The organism is Cylindrospermum stagnale PCC 7417 (genome assembly GCF_000317535.1).
Lineage (GTDB): Bacteria > Cyanobacteriota > Cyanobacteriia > Cyanobacteriales > Nostocaceae > Cylindrospermum > Cylindrospermum stagnale.
Genome location: NC_019757.1, coordinates 6,402,501 through 6,421,857 on the forward strand (window position 1 = coordinate 6,402,501; position 19,357 = coordinate 6,421,857).

The window sequence follows — 19,357 nt, forward strand, 5'->3', positions numbered from 1 at the left end:
AGATCACCAGGGTTCGGGTCTATAAACACTGATTATCGCCCTCTTCAGACTCGCTTTCGCTTTGGCTCCAGCATTCTCGCTTTAACCTACCAGTGCCTATAAGTCGCCGGCTCATTCTTCAACAGGCACGCGGTCAGACGTTAAATCGTCCTCCCACTGCTTGTAAGCTAACGGTTTCATGTTCTATTTCACTCCCCTTCCGGGGTTCTTTTCACCTTTCCCTCGCGGTACTGGTTCACTATCGGTCACACAGTAGTATTTAGCCTTACGAGGTGGTCCTCGCGGATTCACATGGGATTCCTCGTGCCCCATGCTACTCGGGATTCAGCTACTATCCTTTGACTTTCGACTACAGGACTTTCACCTCCTCTGGTGCAGTATTTAGCTGCTTCGTCTAGTCTCTAGATTCGATCTCGCTGTCCCACAACCCCAATCGGTAAACCAATTGGTTTAGGCTCTTCCCCTTTCGCTCACCACTACTTAGGGAATCTCTATTTGATTTCTCTTCCTCCAGCTACTAAGATGTTTCAGTTCGCTGGGTTGGCTCTCTCCTGCCTATATATTCAGCAGGTAGTATTTAGGGTTGCCCCATTCGGAAATCTCCGGATCTTTGTTTGCTTCCAACTCCCCGGAGCATATCGTCGGTAACCACGTCCTTCATCGCCTCTGTGTGCCTAGGTATCCACCGTTAGCCCTTATTAGCTTGACCACTCAAACATTTTGGTGTTTCACTTTAAAGCATCCACGAACATGACTTATGTCTGTGTCTGCCTGCAATTTTTTTCGCGTCACTATGCAGTTTTCAAGGTTCTGGCTGGTTTCATTCCCAGCAGTCTGGCATATAAGCCTAGTTGCTGAGTTTATATATCCAGATATTTGAGATAGCTTTGAGCATTGATTAACCGAACCATTAATACTTTGAAAGTTTCAACCAATCTCGACCGACCTTAGGATGACCAACTCAATATCTAATCGCTGATTGTTTTCGATATCTGAGTGGGTAGGTCTCCCTAAAAGGAGGTGATCCAGCCACACCTTCCGGTACGGCTACCTTGTTACGACTTCACCCCAGTCACCAGTCCTGCCTTAGGCATCCCCCTCCACAAGGGTTGGGGTAACGACTTCGGGCGTGACCAGCTTCCATGGTGTGACGGGCGGTGTGTACAAGGCCCGGGAACGAATTCACTGCAGTATGCTGACCTGCAATTACTAGCGATTCCTCCTTCACGCAGGCGAGTTGCAGCCTGCGATCTGAACTGAGCTACGGTTTCCGGGATTAGCTTGCTATCGCTAGCTTGCTGCCCTCTGTCCGTAGCATTGTAGTACGTGTGTAGCCCAAGGCGTAAGGGGCATGCTGACTTGACGTCATCCCCACCTTCCTCCGGTTTGTCACCGGCAGTCTCTCTAGAGTGCCCACCCGAAGTGCTGGCAACTAAAAACGAGGGTTGCGCTCGTTGCGGGACTTAACCCAACATCTCACGACACGAGCTGACGACAGCCATGCACCACCTGTGTTCGCGCTCCCGAAGGCACTCTCCCCTTTCAAGGAGATTCGCGACATGTCAAGCCTTGGTAAGGTTCTTCGCGTTGCATCGAATTAAACCACATACTCCACCGCTTGTGCGGGCCCCCGTCAATTCCTTTGAGTTTCACACTTGCGTGCGTACTCCCCAGGCGGGATACTTAACGCGTTAGCTACGGCACTGCTCGGGTCGATACAAGCAACGCCTAGTATCCATCGTTTACGGCTAGGACTACTGGGGTATCTAATCCCATTCGCTCCCCTAGCTTTCGTCCCTCAGTGTCAGTTGCGGCCTAGCAGAGCGCTTTCGCCACCGGTGTTCTTCCTGATATCTACGCATTTCACCGCTACACCAGGAATTCCCTCTGCCCCGAACGCACTCTAGCTATGTAGTTTCCACTGCCTTTACAAGGTTGAGCCTTGCTCTTTAACAGCAGACTTACATAGCCACCTGCGGACGCTTTACGCCCAATCATTCCGGATAACGCTTGCATCCTCCGTATTACCGCGGCTGCTGGCACGGAGTTAGCCGATGCTTATTCCTCAGGTACCTTCATTTTTTTATTCCCTGAGAAAAGAGGTTTACAACCCAAGAGCCTTCCTCCCTCACGCGGTATTGCTCCGTCAGGCTTTCGCCCATTGCGGAAAATTCCCCACTGCTGCCTCCCGTAGGAGTCTGGGCCGTGTCTCAGTCCCAGTGTGGCTGATCATCCTCTCAGACCAGCTACTGATCGTCGCCTTGGTAGGCTTTTACCCCACCAACTAGCTAATCAGACGCGAGCTCCTCTTCAGGCAGTTAACCTTTCACCTCTCGGCACATCCGGTATTAGCCACCGTTTCCAGTGGTTGTCCCAGACCTGAAGGCAGATTCTCACGCGTTACTCACCCGTCCGCCACTATCTCCGAAGAGACCGTTCGACTTGCATGTGTTAAGCATACCGCCAGCGTTCATCCTGAGCCAGGATCAAACTCTCCGTTTTGTTGTGACTCGAGTTTGTTGGCTCCGAAAACTTTATGTTTCGGAATCCTCTATTTTTTCGATTCCGTTTTGGGTAAACCCAAACTTAAATCTCTTGACGAGGTATGGTTGTCTTTAAACTTTCAAAGTATTTTTTTTTCTCGGTTCGGCGGTTGGGGCGCTTGCCCTTCACCTCAATTAATATAGCAATACCTTTTCTGTTCTGTCAAGGGGTAAACCATTTTTTTTTCTGGGCAGCCACATGAACCGAATGAGAATCGCCTCTAATCCTTGCTAGTTAAGCATAATGCGGGAGGCAACAGCTAAAAATTTTTTAGGTCTAAGTCCAGATAATGTACGTCACTTTTGCACAAAAAGTCTTAAATGCTTTGGTTGTAACGTCAAGACTCTTGAGGTTAGTCAAGTGTACAAATGGTCAGGGTCTAGCGCTTCGCTCAAAACGAAACCAACTTCTGATGGGATTGATGATGCTGATATGGAATAGATAGCATCAATGTGTGGTCTGGCTTTCTGTCGGCTGTGGCATTTCTACAACGTCCCTATGTGTAGTTCGTACTGCCCCCCTTGCAGCCTATCCCCAGAACTCAGATAAAGTTAGGTTTTAGATTTGTGCCCACATAGCTAGCCCACATATAATATATGAACTGACGTCGAAAGTGGGATAGCGCGAATTGATGGCATCTAGCGGACGCCCAACTAATAGTAGCACTGAGAACCATAGGTAACAATAAGGCGTAGTTAACTAATATACTGGTTTACCTGCAATCACTATCCTGAATGTACTTTACAAATAATCAAAAAATACCTCTGGCACTAATTTTAAATTACCAGATCTACAGCGGTTAATATCTATCCATAGCGCCTGGTGTTTATGAGTGTCTGACTCAGAAAACATCAAGTTTTCCAGTTGATAAAACTTGGGTTCGGCAAAGTCACATTGATAAAGCTGAATAATTTCGTGCCCCTGCCTACCGTCGAATGTAAACAGGTTTTCTATACAACCCAAATAGCGAATATTCGTTAATTCTGCCTGAATTTCTTCTTGAAATTCTCGTTCTAAGGCTATACGGCTGGTTTCACCAAACTCTACACCACCACCTAAAGCGCGATAAAATGTTTCTTGCTTGACGGGGTCGTGTCCTTCAGAAACAAATATACGATCGCCATCCCGAATTAGCCCCAGAGCTATGACCCGAATTTCACCTGGATTGTTCATTCTTGTCAATTATCGTACATAGAGTAAGAACGACTGTCGCTATCTTCCACAGGCCAGTCTTGATTTTCGCCGCCGATGTACAATTCTTCAATGTTGACATATTCGGCACTTAGCTGTGTGAGGGCGTTGATGAGAATATCAAGGGCGATCGCATCAGCGGTTCCCAAATCAAACCAGCATCGCCCCCAGCCATCCTCATACTCAAACTCACCCATGTTGTGCATTAGCGCTAGCAGGCTTTTTTCATAACCTTCTGAGTCATAACCCATATAGCTGATATCAAGACCTGAGTCCTGCACCTGGAGATTTTCGGCATTAAATGCACCCAATTTACCCAGATAAAACCAGGAATTGAATACCTCTTCTACATATTGCTTTTCACGTTCGGAAGGAATTGTGCTGAATTTTAGCCAAATCCAGACATCAAAAGGATTAATCTCGCGGAACTGAATTTGCATTTGCGTCCAATATCAAAATTTATGTGTACTGAAAATAAGCATATCAGGGCTGTTCATAGGTTAGTAGTCAGCACTTAAGCACTTATCACCAGCTAATTACCCACCAGGATTATTTAAGCGGTTAGCCGCCTGACTGCGTTCACGTTCAATTTGTCTTACCAAATTGCCTGGAAGTTGGGCTTTTTTAGTCAATGCTTTGTCAAAATTAGCGATCGCTTCCTGGAACAATTGCCGACTTTTTTCTTTCTTCCCTTGTTCTTGGAGGATTTGGGCTTTGAGGTAATGAATTTCGGGGTTATCGGCTGTCGTTTTTAAAGCCTGGTTTGCATACTCTAGGGCCTGAGAGTATTGTTTTAAATCCCGGTAGGCTAGGGCAATACCCCGATCCACTAGATACCGAGGAGCAGCATTTTGTTCTAAGCGTTCAATTGCCTGATCTGGGCTAGCAAAAGGCAGATTGACAGCTAGCATTAAATCCATATAGCCCTTGATTAAATTCAATTCTGGATCGTTGGCAGAAACCGCTTCTGCTTTGTCTAAGTATTCATACACTTGCCGCAACCGGCTTAAGGCTGGTGAAGCGCCGTTGACTGTGCCTTTACGGGTGATAATTACCGCTCCCTCTAAAAAATGACCAACAGCAGTGTACAAGTTACCACGCAATGGATCACTAACAATTAGCTTTTGTCCAGTTTCTAGGGTTTTCTTGCTGTAATTTTCTAGTTTAGCCCAGTCCTTGTTTCCATAGGCTAAGGATGCCTTCATGGCATAAGCGAGAGGTTCATTTGGCTCACTGGATATTGCTTGTTTCAGATAACGATCAGCAGCTAGATAGTCACCCTGTTGGAACATGGCGTTAAAAGCTGCCTCCGTTTGGGCACCAATTTCATGAGGCTTACTAGTCCGAAACGGATCGCCAGCAAGAGAGGGACTTACCCAGAGATTTAGAGCGATCGCCGCAGTAAAAGTCACCTTGGCAAGGTCAGTTAGTTTGGCAAAGACAATTGACTGAGGAACAAAAAACTGTTTAGTCATAGAAATACTCAGAATAATTGCGGTTGAAATAGTTGTATCTGTTACTTAAAATGCAAAAAATAGTTAACTATAATGTGCATTTGTTGCTATCAAGATTTTCTATACAGGTTGACTGTGGTAATTTTTCCAGGTTCCCACAGTTGTTGTAGCCATTGTTCTAGGGTAATTCTGCCACAATGGAGAGAAAGCGGTTGATTCTTGGTACCAGATAAAGGTTTTAGTGCAGGTAATGCGCGATGAAACTTTGGGGAATTTTCCAGTTGCTCTCGGTGTAGTTAAACAGTTATTCGCTGACTTTTTGGTAATCTTAACAAATGCTCTATCTCAGAAATCTGATTTATCATCCCACAGCCTGCCCAACTCCGATTCTCAAATCTCTCAACCTGGAATTAGCACCCCAGCAACTGGGTCTGATTATCGGCCCTAGCGGTTCCGGTAAAAGTACCTTATTAGAAATTCTATCTGGTCTAGCTGACCCCACATCTGGAGCAGTCTGCTGGCGGGATCAAGAACTGATTGCTGAACAGCTACAACAGTTGGCTGGGTTGGTGTTTCAGTTTCCAGAGCGGCATTTTTGTGGCGGGACGATTTTAGAGGAATTGCGTTTAGGGCATCCTGAGTTAGGCTCTGAGCGGGTGAAACAGGCATTGAGTGAAGTGGGATTAGAGCATTTATCCCTTTCTGCTGCACCTTATGCTTTGAGCGGTGGTCAGCAACGGCGTTTAGCTTTGGCGGTGCAATTAATCCGCCAACCGAATTTATTATTGATGGATGAACCCACAGCTGGGTTAGATTGGTCAATGCGTCGGCAACTGGTAAATTTATTGGCGAAACTGAAACAAGATTGGACTTTGTTGGTTGTAACACACGACGCTGGGGATTTGTTAGCGATCGCAGATCGTTGCTGGACACTCAACCACGGTGAACTAAAACCAGTTGACCCGAAGACACTGGGAGCTAAAGTGAAACAACCTCTACCCGCGGCATAAAATAGGGCAAAGAGGGCAGGGGAGCAGGCGATAATGACTAACGACCAATGATTAGTGACTAATGACTAACTTAACCTCTCCCTTGCTGCCTGAGATGGCAGAAATTTGGCAACAAACTCTTAATTGGCAACCAACAGCCCTACAGCGATCGCAATTCCAGCAGCTTTATGAATTAGTTCTGGAAGGAAATCGCCAGTTAAATCTCACTCGCATCACTGAACCCCAAGAGTTTTGGGAAAAACATCTCTGGGATTCTCTAAGGGGAATTGCGCCACAGCGGCAATTTATCCCAGTCCTTCCAGAGGGTGGGTCTGTGATTGATATTGGCACCGGTGCAGGTTTTCCGGGTATACCGATCGCGATCGCTTTTCCTAATTGCAAAGTTACCCTTTTGGATTCAACGCGCAAAAAAATTACGTTTATTGAAACGATATTAACTACACTGGCCCTAACCAACATCAAAACTCTCATTGGTAGAGCCGAAGAAATTGGTCAACAAAGCCAGCACCGCAAAACCTACGATATCGCCCTGATTCGTGCTGTTGGTACACCCTCCGTCTGTGCCGAATATGCCCTACCATTGGTCAAACAAGGCGGTTTGGCTGTAATTTATCGTGGTAATTGGACAGAGGATGAAACAACAGCTTTGCAAAATGCTGCTAACCAGTTGGGTGGGGTAATTGAATCAATCGAACAATTTACAACTCCCCTAACTAATAGTATTCGTCATTGCCTGTACTTGCGGAAAGTGGTAAACACACCTGTTCAATTTCCCCGTGCTATTGGTATACCAACTCAAAATCCGCTTTAAAACGAGACCATTTCACCGTCCCCTTCTCCTCTGTATTCCTACTCAGAACTTATGATTTTTTAGTGGCGTCGGCAAACCGCTGGTTAATTTCATCCCAGTTAACCACGTTCCACCAAGCATCTAAATAATCGGGGCGACGGTTCTGGTATTTAAGATAATAAGCGTGTTCCCATACGTCATTACCGAAAATGGGGTACTGGCTTTCAATGAGGGGATTATCTTGGTTAGCTGTGGTTGTAATTTCTAAATTGCCACCAGGAGTGCGGACTAGCCAAACCCAACCACTACCAAAACGAGCTTCACCAGCTGAGTTAAACTTTTTTTTGAAATTTTCAAAACTGCCAAAAGTTTGATTGATTGCGGTGGCTATTTCTCCTGTTGGTTCGCCGCCGCCATTGGGTTTCATAATTTTCCAAAACATGGAGTGATTCACATGGCCACCGCCATTATTGCGGACTGTGGTGCGAATATCTGCGGGGACTTGGTCAAGGTTCTGCAACAGTTGTTCAACAGTTTTGCTTTTGAGTTCTGGGTGTTTATCTAAGGCTGCATTCAGGTTGTTTACATAAGCTGCATGGTGTTTATCATGATGAAACTGCATTGTTCTGGCATCAATATGCGGTTCCAGCGCTTCGTAGGCGTATGGCAAAGGTGGTAATTCAATAGCCCCGGAGGTACTGGGAGTTGTGGCGTTCCCACTAGGAGATTTCTCGGCCAAAGCATAATTTTCTAGTGCAAAAGCAGCTACACCAGATCCGAATAAAAGCAAGAAGTGACGACGATTAAGATTCATAGGTTTTTTTGCAGCCAATCTATTAGTATTTCTTTCGATTCTGAGTGCAAATGATACCAAAGAAATTAGACGTCACAAATCGGGCATTGGGAATAGATGGATGGGGAAATTCCGTCTTAGATAATTAACCAAAATGCTGAATAATGTCATCAGCAGACGGGCGGGAAAACCCCGCCCTGACAATTAACCAAAATGCTGAATTATTGCTTTGGTAAATTCAGACTTTAGGTGATAGATAGCTGGGGAAACCCCACCCCGACAATTAACCAAAGTGCTGAATAATTGCTTCGGCAAATTCAGAACATTTTAAAGGTTCGACTGGTGGTTCTAGCAACCTGGCTAAATCGTAGGTGACTTGACCGTTAGCGATCGCATCTCCTAAACCTTTTTTCACCAAATCCGCTGCTTCCTGCCAACCCAGAAACTCCAGCATCATCACACCCGAAAGAATCACGGAACCGGGGTTAATTCGGTCTAATCCCGCGTGTTTTGGTGCTGTGCCGTGGGTTGCTTCAAAAATCGCACTGGAATCGCCAATATTAGCTCCTGGCCCCATTCCCAAGCCGCCAACAATCGCCGCTGCGGCATCTGACAAGTAATCGCCATTCAAGTTCATCGTCGCCAAAATCGAATATTCATCCGGTCTAGTTTGGATTTGTTGAAAAATACTGTCAGCAATCCGGTCATTGACCATAATCTTCTCTTTCCACTGGCCGTTGCCGTGGGTTGCCCAAATTGAGTTAAGAACTTCTTCAACTTCCTTAACAATTTGTGCCTTTTTCTCTGGGGTCAGGGAGTTGAACCCAGGATCAATCTGCTGGGCGTTGTCTTCTAAGGAGATATTCGGGTTTTTCTCCTTGTTACTCAAAATCCAAGATTCCCTTTCGGTGACTGTTTCTTGGCGAAATTCGCTGGTGGCGACTTCATAACCCCAATCGCGGAAAGCGCCTTCGGTGTACTTCATAATGTTGCCCTTATGCACCAAAGTCACTTGCTGCTTGTTTTTGGGCAATAGCAGGGCGTGTTGGATCGCGCGTCTGACTAGGCGCTGAGAACCGGTTTTGCTGATGGGTTTGATGCCAATGCCAGAATCTAAGGGAATTTGCTTTTTACCATGTTCTGGGGTGGCGGGGATGAGTTCTTCGTTGAGGATTTTAATTAAGCGATCGCCAATTTCACTTCCTTGTTTCCACTCAATGCCCAAATAAATATCTTCCGTATTTTCCCGATAAATAATTACATCTAGTTTTTCGGGGTTTTTGTGCGGAGATGGCGTACCTGCGTAGTAGCGACAAGGACGCACGCAGGCATAAAGGTCAAAAATTTGCCGCAACGCCACGTTTAAGGAACGAATCCCGCCGCCGACGGGGGTGGTTAGTGGCCCTTTGATAGCAACGCCATATTCTTCAATTGCTGTGAGAGTATCCTGAGGCAAGTACTGGTATGTGCCGTATAAATCACAGGCTTCATCGCCAGCATAAACCTTAAACCAGTTAATTTCTCGTGTGCCTTTGTATGCCTTTGCTACTGCCGCATCCAGAACTTTTTGGGCAGCAGGCCAGATATCTATACCCGTGCCGTCACCGCGAATAAAGGGGATAATTGGATTGTCCGGCACAATCGGCTCACCTTTTTTGAAGGTGATTTTTGATCCTGTTGTGGGGGGAATAATCTTATCGTACATACATTACACACTCCAGATAGATACGCCGCCACTCAAAGTGAGAAAATTTTTCTTTGGTTGGCTAGCCGATTTTGCTGTGTCTTATTTTCACCAAATCATGAAGCGCAGATTATCCCCTACTTCCCCTTGTACAATATTTGGGGCTAAGGTGTGGAATATCAGTGAGAAAATCGCTATTTTGTGCGAACGCGAGTAGCGTGCCGGAGGCAATCTAAAATAGTAAACTACTTTTCGCTATCAGTGCTTCGCTGATGTGAACACCCGATAGCCGTTCGTCTTCGACGCGCCTTAGGCAATCTGCCTATTCACTGACCGCTAACACGAGTAATGGCATGACAGACCCAATGATTGTATCAGGCACTGCTAATGACATCGACTCCCTGCGAAAGTCGTTAAACGCTGGGTCGGAAAAAGTCCAACAACAAATAATCCCGCAGTTAGCTGATTTGGGCAATGAGGGGGAATATGTGTTGAGGGAATTTTTACTGAAACGTCGTGATACCCCAGCAACTTGGATTGATGGCAAAGCCTACCAAGTCCTTTACAAATCTGATGCACCTACAGCCAAGGAATTTCTACAAACTTATTATCCTGAGGGAATTGTACCTCTAAAATCAGAGTGCGGGATTAATTACAATTCTTTGCAACAGCTACTTGCCCTCCAAGACTTCCAAGCGGCTGATCTAGTTACCATTCAAAAAATGTGTGAAGTAGCAGGCCCCCAGGCAGTACAAAGAAAATGGTTGTATTTTACTGAGGCAGAAAATTTCCCTACTCAGGACTTGCAAACGATTAACAATCTGTGGTTAGTCCACTCAGAAGGCAAGTTTGGCTTTTCAGTACAACGAGAAATTTGGTTGAGTTTGGCGAAAAATTGGGACAATTTCTGGCCGAAAATCGGCTGGAAGAGTGGTAATAACTGGACAAGATATCCCCACGAATTCACCTGGGATTTAAGCGCCCCCAGAGGTCATCTACCCCTCTCAAATCAACTGCGTGGGGTACGGGTGATGGCTGCTTTACTAGGTCATCCAGCTTGGAATTAGCTATTAATTAGTAGTCATTAGTCCTTATTTATCAAGGACAAATGACAAATCAAAAAGGACAAAATTGAATAATGGCAAGAGTTATTCTAGAAAACATTAAGCGTAGATTTAACAACGTCACTGCTATTGAGGACATTAGCTTTGAAATTCCTGACGGCGAGTTTTGGGTATTGGTTGGACCTTCTGGTTGTGGTAAGTCTACGATTTTGCGAACTATCGCTGGTTTGGAAACTGCCACATCTGGCAAATTGTTTATAGGCGATCGCTTAGTGAACGATGTCCCAGCCAGACAAAGGGATGTGGCGATGGTGTTCCAGAACTATGCCCTTTATCCTCACATGACGGTGGCGGAAAACATCGGCTTTGGCATGCAGATGCGAAAAGTTGACTCCAAGACTATTCAGGAACGGGTGGTGACCGTTGCGCGATCGCTTTCTCTTGAACACCTTTTAGACCGCAAACCCAAGCAGCTCTCAGGGGGACAGCAACAACGGGTAGCATTGGGAAGAGCTATCGCCCGTCAACCACAACTTTTTTTACTTGATGAACCTTTGTCTAATTTAGATGCCCAATTGCGCGATGATACCAGGGCTGAATTAAAACAGTTACATCAATCGTTGGGGATTACGACTATCTATGTAACCCATGATCAAGTTGAGGCGATGACCTTGGCCGATAAAATTGTGGTACTAAACCGGGGACGAATTCAACAAATTGGCGAACCCCAAGGTATTTACGCCCGTCCCGCTAACTTGATGGTAGCGACTTTTTTGGGCAATCCCCCGATGAATATTTTGCCAGCAGTCTATAAGAGTAATGGTTTTGATGTAAGTGGGCAGTTATTAACTGTTCCCTCAGATGTGCTGGAGAGTTTAAAGTTGCCTCAAGGACAAAGTTTTGATTTGGGTATTCGTCCAGAACATATTTATATTAACGAACCGCAGAGGCGCAGAGAACACAGAGAGGAAGAGGGGGGAGAGTTAGTTGTTGAGGTGAAGGTGGTAGAACCTTTGGGGAGGGAAACTTTGATTCGTGCGAGTTTACTTGGTTCATCGGTGTTGCTAAATGTGCAGGTGGGTGGAGGTGTGCGTTTGCGTCCGGGGGAACGGCTTTCGCTACAACTAGATTTAAATCAGTTATTTGTATTTGACTCTAGTACGGGCGAGACTTTGTATCCCTTAAAATGAGGTTATTCGCGGCTAACATTTTTTGTGTTAGCGCCGCAGACCATAACACCATTTTGATATTTCGGGTTTTTAGGTTTATTTTTCAGCCAAAATCTCCATTTTTATAATCAGAGATTCTTTTTTGCTTTTACCGCAAGGTTCAGCACTTTGACAATCATTAACTGATTCTATCCCATAAGCTAAACTCACTTTCTTATTTAAAAACTTTTCGGGTTCACAAACTTCAAATGACGCGCCAAGATTATGTTCTTTTCCGTTTTCATCTACTAGGGTGGCGTAGCATTTGAGATCACCGTTTACCAACTCTTTGATTGTGCCAATTTTTGGTTGTTCAGTGGTGTTGGCTGGATTAGCTGTTACAGGTTTTGGGGAAGTTTCGGTTTTGACTTGTTCGACGTTATTTGAGGGAGTTGGCTTTACTAGATCAGGTTGAGAATTACTACAACTCACTAGCCAAATACTGCAAAGAATTAAGGAAATTGTCGGAATTAATGTTTTCATTGGGAAATTTGTACCTAGCTTTTAGATTTAACCCACTTGCTTTGTTTGAGCTTTTGCTAAGTCACTAGGAGCAAATGCACCATTTTCTGTAATGATGGCTGTAATTAACTTTGCTGGAGTGACATCAAAAGCTGGGTTGTAATATTCGACTCCTGATGGTGTGAGAATAGTTTCACCAATTTGGTATATTTCTGTTGGTTCACGTTCTTCAATGGGGATTTGGCTACCGTCGGTTAGTTGAAAATCAATGGTAGAAAGGGGTGCTGCGACGAAGAAGGGAATATTATGTGCAAGAGATGCGATCGCTAAACTGTAAGTCCCAATTTTATTCGCAGTGTCCCCATTAGCAGCAATTCTGTCAGCACCGACAACTACAGCATGAATCAAACCCCGTTGCATACAATGGGCCGCCATGTTATCTGTAATCACAGTCACGGGTATACCTTCTTGCACACATTCCCAAGCGGTGAGTTTTGCACCTTGCAACCGGGGACGGGTTTCATCAGCAAACACCCGCATTAACCTTCCTTCTCTCCAAGCGGAACGGACTACACCAAGTGCAGTACCATAACCAGCAGTTGCTAAGGCTCCAGCGTTGCAATGAGTCAAAATCGTCAGCTTTTCTGGAGTTTTGGGTAATGCGGCTAAACCACGATCACCTATAGCCTGACAGGTTTGCAAATCTTCAGTATTAATAGCTTGGGCGGTTTGTAAGAGGGTTTGTTTAATTTCTGCTACTGTTCCTAAACTTTCGTAGGCAGTTTTCATCATTCTGCCAATTGCCCAAAACAAGTTTACCGCTGTGGGACGGGTGGAACGCAACAACTCGGCGACTTTCTCTAAGTTATCCAAAAATTCGCGGCGATCGCTGGTTTCAATTTCCCTCGCTCCAAGATACATTCCATAAGCCGCAGCGACACCAATTGCAGGCGCTCCCCTGACAATCATAGTTTTTATCGCCAGCGCCATATCGTCGCTGCGGTGAATTTCTACGAAACTATACTCGTTAGGTAAACGGGTTTGGTCGATGAGAGAGACTGAGTTATTGTGCCAAATAACGGGATAAACCTGATTTGTGGAAGATGTCATCGCAATTTTGGATTTTAGATTTTAGATTTTGGATTGGAAATACAGTTTAACCTCTCTTTGACGTGGAGAGAGGCTGTGAAACAGTTATGAATTTTTGCTCGAATGCCTGCCCTAGTGAGGGAAATAGGCAATAATCATAGAAACTTGAGGTTGAGTGCGAGCGATCGCTTCTGGTACATCACCGAGAAGCGAAAATATTTGAGTTTTCTGCTCAACAGCCCCATTCAACAACAGCAAATCGTTGGTTTTGAGTAACTGTGAAACTTGGCGGACAAAATTACCCCGCACTGTTTGCATAGGTATATCTGCTGGGAGTTCGGCGACATCCAAATCAGCGTTGGCCCCTCGGATAGACACGACTTGCAATAGTTGCAGAGAGGCTTTAAATTCCGTGGCCAAACTTTTGGCTAAGAGGATACTTTGTCCAAAAGAACTAGCGTCAGTTTGTTGGGTGGTGAAAGCGAAAAATACGCGTTTCGTATGCTCAATGGGTAAGGGAAATCGAGTTACCAACACCGGCACTGAACTACGAAGCACAATTTTGTCGATGACGTTACCAAACAAGTTTTCCTGGTAAGTCGAGTAACCCTTCCAACCGCAAACAATGACACTTGCTTGCTTTTCTTCGGCTACACGGGCAATTCCCTTGTCAATTGATTCATCAATCCGACCAATGGGGATAACATTAGTCACTGATGCATGGGCAATCATCTCTGCGGTTGAGAGTAACTGATTTTGTCTAGCTTTAGCTTCTGGAGAAATGGGTGTACCCGCCTCCAATAAAATGTGCAGTGGTAACAGTGTGCCCTTCGCAGATTTCGCGAGGATGATTGCCAACTTTAGCAGGTTATCTTCGGTATTGGGGTTAGCAACTGGGACTAAAACGCGATCGCCTAAATTTTCTCCTCGACTGGTTTGGGTAACGGTAGCTTCTGACTTGAGATTTTGTCCCCATTTAGCGGTTATCCAAGGAGAACCAACACAGGTAACTAAAATCATGGCGATCGTTCCATTCACAGTTAATTGATCAACTAGCTGAATATTGTAAGCAACGGTGATTGCTGCCAAAGTTGACGCAGCCTGAGCCACCGATAGCCCAAACATCACCATAATATTGTTAAAGTTGTATCCAAATAACTTGCCCGCACCCCAAGCGGGGAGAAACTTGGCAACAATAGCCACAGCCACCATCACACCTGACACCAAGAGCGCTCGCGGTTCTTGAAACAAAATTTTTGGATTCACCAACATCCCCACAGAAATCAGGAAAAACGGCACAAACAGCGTATTTCCAATGAATTGAATCCGATTCATCAAGGGACTGAGTTGGGGAATCAGTTGAGTAATTGCCACACCTGCTAAAAAAGCGCCAATAATCGGCTCAATCTGGACTAATTCTGCTCCATAGGAAACCACAAATAAGGTAGCCAAAACAAAGGTAAATTCTGCTCCTTCGTCATGGCCGAACCGCCGAAAAAACCACCGTCCAATGCGAGGAACGCCCCAAAGGGTGAGAAAAGTGTAGATAATTAATGAAGGAATCAGAAACAGCCAAAAACTCAGGGTTAAACTGCCTTCATGCGCTCTGACTACCACCGCTAACACCAAAAGCGCTAAAGTATTGGTGATTAAGGTACCTCCCAAAGTGGCAGTTAAGACTGGCGATCGCATAATTCCCAACTTACTAGCTATCGGTAAGGAAAGCAGGGTATGGGAAGCGAAACAAGAAGCCACCAAAATTGAAGGCAAAAAACTGTAGCCGATGGACAACATGGCTACAGTACCTAATCCCATCGGGATCGCAAAGGTAGCTAATCCAAAGATGACCGCCTTATCAGCGTTATATTTCATGTCATCTAAACTAGTTTCCAGCCCTGCCATGAACATGAGAAACAGCAAACCAACTGTACCTAAAAGCACAATCGTGTTATCTCGTGCCAGCAGTCCCAATCCATTTGGCCCGACCACAACCCCCGCCAGAATTAACCCCACAATCCCCGGTAGGTGAATTTTTTCAAACAGCAGGGGTGCAATCAGCATAATCCCCAAAATCATCAGAAAAACGGGCACCGGGTCTTTTAAAGGTGTGGTAAATATTGCAGACAGCGGTAAATCACTCACTCTCAGCCACAAAGTTGCAATCGCATTTGGGTTCATAGATGTTTGTTAGGCACTATAACTACACTGAAATCAAATCTCTAGTACCATCTCAAAACGCTAATCCCATCGGTAACTGTTTTCAGATATATATTTAGGAAATTAGAGACAATTTCTGTCTAAAGATAGTTCAGCCATCAAATTTAATAAAGTCTTGACTTGAGAAATTTGGCTAATTCAGCTTTCTTTGTAGAGTGGGTAATACCCACCCTAGCTTAAATTAACAATTAACTAGACAACAGCAGATGCTTGCTTTTGAAAGTAAGTTTGCAGAACTTTTTCCGCTATTTGCCGACTAGTTAAACCTAATGCTGCATAAGATTCATCTGGTGTAGCGTGATCTACCAATATATCTGGCACACCGATACGCTTCACCGGCACCAAAATATCAGCATCCATCAAGGCTTCTGCCACCGCAGAACCAAAGCCACCCATGAGACAGCCTTCTTCTAAAGTGACAACGCGCCCAATTTGCTTCGCTAAAGGCAATATCAAGTCAGTATCCAAAGGCTTGACAAAACGGGCATTAATCACAGTCGCTTCAATGCCATGTTCGCTGAGAATTTCCGCAGCTTGCATCGCTGTGTACACCATCGAACCATAGCCAAGGATTAACACATCATCGCCTTGGCGGAGAATTTCGCCTTTGCCGATTTCTAGAGGTTCCCAACCTTCTTCCATCAGAGGGACGCCGTAGCCGTTGCCACGGGGAAAGCGCATAGCAATTGGTCCGTCGGTATGGTTAACACCTGTCACCACCATGCGTTGCAGTTCCGCTTCATCTTTAGGTGCCATCACCACAATATTGGGAATACAACGCAGATAAGCAATATCATACATACCTTGATGGGTAGGGCCATCAGCACCGACAATTCCTGCCCTATCTAAGCAGAAGAACACAGGCAGGTTTTGAATGCAGACATCGTGGATGATCTGGTCGTAGGCACGTTGTAGGAAAGTAGAATAAATGGCGGCCACAGGGCGCATTCCTTCAGTTGCCAGTCCTGCTGCCAAGGTGACAGCGTGTTGTTCGGCAATCCCAACATCAATATATTGATTGGGCAGTTTTGCCTGAAGCTTGTCTAAACCTGTACCCGTTGCCATTGCCGCCGTAATCCCCACAATTTTCGGGTTTTGTTCAGCAAGTTTTACTAAGGTGTGAGAAAAGACTTTAGCATAAGCGGGGGGTTTGGGCTTGTTGGAGGGAATAGCTTTGCCAGTTGCCACATTAAACGGGTTTTGGGCATGGTAACCGACTTGGTCTAGTTCGGCAATTTCGTAGCCTTTGCCTTTGGTTGTGACTACATGCACCAAAACAGGCCCTGGCATTTGATGCGCCTGTTGGAAGGTAGCAATTAATTCCTCTAAATTATGCCCATCGACTGGTCCCATATAGGTAAAGCCCAGTTCTTCAAAAACTGCGCCAACTTTGGGAACGGCCAAGCGCTTCATACCTTCTTTGATGCGTTCTAGTTCGGGAGACAGGGATTCACCAACAAAGGGAATTTGTTTGAGTTGTCCCTCAAAATTATCCTTAATAAACTGCACCGGAGCACTGAGGCGCATTTTATTGAGGTAGCGGGGAATCGCGCCCACGTTGGGAGAGATGGACATCTCGTTGTCATTGAGAACAACCAGCAAGCTAGTTTTGGGTAAGTGTCCAGCATGGTTAATGGCTTCTAAAGCCATACCCCCAGTCAGGGCCCCATCGCCAATTACAGCGACGGCTTTAAATTTTTCCCCTTTCAAGTCTCTGGCTAAAGCCATACCCAAAGCTGCGGAGATACTGGTTGAAGCGTGTCCCGCCCCAAAGTGGTCAAACTTGTTTTCACAGCGCTTGAGATAACCGGCAACTCCATTTTTTTGCCTGAGAGTGTGGAAGTTGCTGTAGCGTCCTGTGAGTAGTTTGTGGGGATAAGCTTGATGTCCTACATCCCAAATAACTTTATCCCGATCCAAGTCGAGCGTCTGGTAAAGCCCTAGGGTTAATTCTACAACTCCCAAACCGGGCCCCAAATGCCCCCCTGTTGCTGCTACGGTTTGTAAGTGTTTATCTCGAATCTGACGGGCAATCTGTTGCAATTGCCGAATCGACAAACCATGCAACTGGTTAGGATGGGTGATTTCACTCAGGTGCATATTATAGGATTTTCCTCTCTCTAAACTCTATTTCTGGCATTCTTTTGATTTTCCCATGCTGGGACAGCCACAAGAATCATACTGTTACCAAGTTGTAATCTAAAACATAATTAAGGTAATTAGCTAATAGCTTTTGATGATTCGAGCCAGTTATGTCAGCAACAAATGCAATTTAGAGTATTTTATGATACAAAATATTGGCTTTACTGAATGTAAGTACTGGAAAAATTACCGAATTAGTCTGATACTCAGCGTGGTAAAATCTGTCTGTGGTTCGATGTCCGTTTTCTGCGGTACTAGTGTTTTTTATTAGCAAAAGCGCAAAAAAATGAAAAATCTATTTTCAACTCTCACCTTGACAATGAGCACAGCTGTAGCGATCGCATTTATAGCAATAGCTCCTGCTCAGGCTATTACCTATGATTTTAGCTGGAGTGGCAATAGTAATTATTCAGCTAAGGGTTCCTTTAGTTTTGATGAGAACATAGTCCCAACTTCCTTTTCCGAGAGTGGCCCAGGAGCAACTAATTTTTTACAATCCCTCAATATCTCGTTTTTTGACCCTGCTAATAATTTTATTTCTGCTTATGATAATGTTGTTAACGGCATCTCGACAACTAACTATTTCAAGTTCAATTTCGATACAAACACACAAGAAATTTTCGGCTTAATCGATTTTGGTGGTGAGGTAGCAGGCGATACTTATTTAAAAGGAGTAGTTAATTCTGAGTTATCGCTGTTTCAGGTTCCGCAATCAGGGGCTGATTTCATCATTGATGGAAATTCAGGATCTTTGCTTGTTCAAGCTATACCTGAATCAAATTCTATTTTAGGTCTTTTGTCTTTGGGTATGTTAGGGCTTACTTCCCAAATCAAGCGTAAATTTAAATATTAGGTACGAATTGCTCTCATTAGCTACTAAAGTAGAAAAGTCTTGTTGGCTGGGCTAGACAGCCCACCCTAATTACGCAAGTTAAATCTCCGACAGCTTATTCAGTATATAACTATAAACTTTGGGGCGCACCAGGAACTACTGGTGTGTCTGGTTGTTGCTGTTGGCGTTGCAAATATTTGCTCAATAGGTAGGCCATATCGCCGCGTGTCATTGGTCGTAATGGGGCAATGTTACCTTGGGGGTCAGTATTGATAAAGCCTTCACTGACTACTGTAGCGATCGCCTTTTTCGCCCACGGGGGGATAGTGGCTGCATCTGCATAAGGGCTAAGAATTTCGTTAACACTGTCATCAGAAAATTGAAAGACGCCATAAGCTTGGGCGAAAATGGCTAAAGCTTCCGCTCTAGTTATTCTTTGGTTCGGGAAAAATAGATTCCCCCGGTAGCCTTTCATAATATCTGTTTTAAGCACTATCTGTATATCGTTAAATGCCCAATAAGAACTAGGAACATCTGGCACTGTTACGGCATTTTTTTGTTTAGCCGCTTGGCGTTTGTCTAGTTGAAATGACTTGACTAAAATTGAGGCTAATTCTGCACGACTAATTAACCTTTCTGGATAAAATTGCCCATCTGGTAAATTAGTCATCAGCTTGGCATTTAGCACCTGTTGGATAGTATTAGGTTCTATCTCAATGCTACTTTCTAGGGCTTGAGCCTGAACAATTGCAGGAAAGCTTTGTAGTAATGCTACTAAGGAAAGTGTACCCAGTAAATGCTGCATATTCCTCATAATCCAATTTTGAATCTGCTATTTTTACTCTAGTTTGTTCTACGAGCGACCGCGATTTTAATG

General features: G+C 44.9%; 15 protein-coding genes and 2 rRNA genes (1 of these 17 running past the window's edge). 5 read left to right on the top strand and 12 right to left on the bottom strand.

The features are described from left to right. The 5 genes from CYLST_RS27065 to CYLST_RS27090 form a co-directional block, all read right to left on the bottom strand. Positions 1-709, bottom strand: a 23S ribosomal RNA gene (locus CYLST_RS27065) (it extends 2,120 nt beyond the left edge of the window). Between the two features lie 304 nt (positions 710-1,013). Then, a 16S ribosomal RNA gene (locus CYLST_RS27070) occupies positions 1,014-2,502 on the bottom strand. The 16S and 23S rRNA genes sit together here, the layout of an rRNA operon. Before the next feature lie 783 nt (positions 2,503-3,285). Continuing rightward, complete coding sequence (locus tag CYLST_RS27080) at positions 3,286-3,717, bottom strand: NUDIX hydrolase (RefSeq protein ID WP_015210931.1); 432 nt, start codon at positions 3,715-3,717, stop codon at positions 3,286-3,288. Positions 3,718-3,722: 5 nt separating this feature from the next. Beyond that, positions 3,723-4,175 carry a DUF3531 family protein gene (locus CYLST_RS27085; protein ID WP_015210932.1) on the bottom strand — a complete coding sequence of 151 codons (453 nt, stop codon included), beginning with the start codon at positions 4,173-4,175 and terminating at the stop codon, positions 3,723-3,725. Between the two features lie 96 nt (positions 4,176-4,271). Then, a complete protein-coding gene (locus tag CYLST_RS27090; RefSeq protein ID WP_015210933.1) occupies positions 4,272-5,210 on the bottom strand; it encodes a Sll0314/Alr1548 family TPR repeat-containing protein in 939 nt (312 codons plus the stop codon). A gap of 314 nt (positions 5,211-5,524) precedes the next feature. Between CYLST_RS27090 and CYLST_RS27095 the strand changes: the two genes are divergently transcribed. Together CYLST_RS27095 and rsmG are read left to right on the top strand one after the other, a co-directional pair. Next, positions 5,525-6,199: an ABC transporter ATP-binding protein gene (locus CYLST_RS27095; protein WP_015210934.1), complete on the top strand. Its 675-nt coding sequence runs from the start codon at positions 5,525-5,527 to the stop codon at positions 6,197-6,199. A 61-nt stretch (positions 6,200-6,260) separates the two neighbouring features. Continuing rightward, complete coding sequence (gene rsmG / locus CYLST_RS27100) at positions 6,261-7,010, top strand: 16S rRNA (guanine(527)-N(7))-methyltransferase RsmG (RefSeq protein ID WP_015210935.1); 750 nt, start codon at positions 6,261-6,263, stop codon at positions 7,008-7,010. Between the two features lie 49 nt (positions 7,011-7,059). Here rsmG and CYLST_RS27105 read toward each other — a convergent pair whose 3' ends face one another. Next, a complete protein-coding gene (locus CYLST_RS27105) occupies positions 7,060-7,803 on the bottom strand; it encodes a superoxide dismutase (RefSeq protein WP_015210936.1) in 744 nt (247 codons plus the stop codon). Positions 7,804-8,065: 262 nt separating this feature from the next. Continuing rightward, positions 8,066-9,487 (bottom strand): NADP-dependent isocitrate dehydrogenase, encoded by a 1,422-nt coding sequence (locus tag CYLST_RS27110; protein WP_015210937.1) that lies wholly within the window; start codon positions 9,485-9,487, stop codon positions 8,066-8,068. 332 nt (positions 9,488-9,819) lie between these two features. On the opposite strand from CYLST_RS27110, the gene CYLST_RS27115 reads away from it, so the two are divergent. Then, complete coding sequence (locus CYLST_RS27115) at positions 9,820-10,533, top strand: GUN4 domain-containing protein (RefSeq protein ID WP_015210938.1); 714 nt, start codon at positions 9,820-9,822, stop codon at positions 10,531-10,533. Positions 10,534-10,604: 71 nt separating this feature from the next. Then, positions 10,605-11,720, top strand: a complete 1,116-nt coding sequence (locus tag CYLST_RS27120) for an ABC transporter ATP-binding protein (protein ID WP_015210939.1) — start codon at positions 10,605-10,607, stop codon at positions 11,718-11,720. Between the two features lie 75 nt (positions 11,721-11,795). On the opposite strand, the gene CYLST_RS27125 is transcribed toward CYLST_RS27120, so the two are convergent. The 4 genes from CYLST_RS27125 to dxs form a co-directional block, all read right to left on the bottom strand. Then, positions 11,796-12,221, bottom strand: a complete 426-nt coding sequence (locus CYLST_RS27125) for a hypothetical protein (RefSeq protein WP_015210940.1) — start codon at positions 12,219-12,221, stop codon at positions 11,796-11,798. A gap of 27 nt (positions 12,222-12,248) precedes the next feature. Next, positions 12,249-13,310 (bottom strand): S-methyl-5-thioribose-1-phosphate isomerase, encoded by a 1,062-nt coding sequence (gene mtnA, locus CYLST_RS27130; RefSeq protein ID WP_015210941.1) that lies wholly within the window; start codon positions 13,308-13,310, stop codon positions 12,249-12,251. Between the two features lie 111 nt (positions 13,311-13,421). Beyond that, the gene (locus CYLST_RS27135) at positions 13,422-15,467 is read right to left on the bottom strand and encodes a cation:proton antiporter domain-containing protein (RefSeq protein WP_015210942.1); all 2,046 of its coding nucleotides are present in this window, start codon (positions 15,465-15,467) and stop codon (positions 13,422-13,424) included. Between the two features lie 231 nt (positions 15,468-15,698). After that, on the bottom strand, positions 15,699-17,606 hold the full coding sequence (gene dxs, locus CYLST_RS27140; protein ID WP_015210943.1) for a 1-deoxy-D-xylulose-5-phosphate synthase: 1,908 nt from the start codon (positions 17,604-17,606) through the stop codon (positions 15,699-15,701). Positions 17,607-17,934: 328 nt separating this feature from the next. Between dxs and CYLST_RS27145 the strand changes: the two genes are divergently transcribed. Next, positions 17,935-18,501, top strand: a complete 567-nt coding sequence (locus CYLST_RS27145; RefSeq protein ID WP_041233295.1) for a hypothetical protein — start codon at positions 17,935-17,937, stop codon at positions 18,499-18,501. Between the two features lie 109 nt (positions 18,502-18,610). On the opposite strand, the gene CYLST_RS27150 is transcribed toward CYLST_RS27145, so the two are convergent. Further along, positions 18,611-19,285 (bottom strand): S-layer homology domain-containing protein, encoded by a 675-nt coding sequence (locus CYLST_RS27150; RefSeq protein WP_015210945.1) that lies wholly within the window; start codon positions 19,283-19,285, stop codon positions 18,611-18,613. Positions 19,286-19,357: the final 72 nt, after the last annotated feature.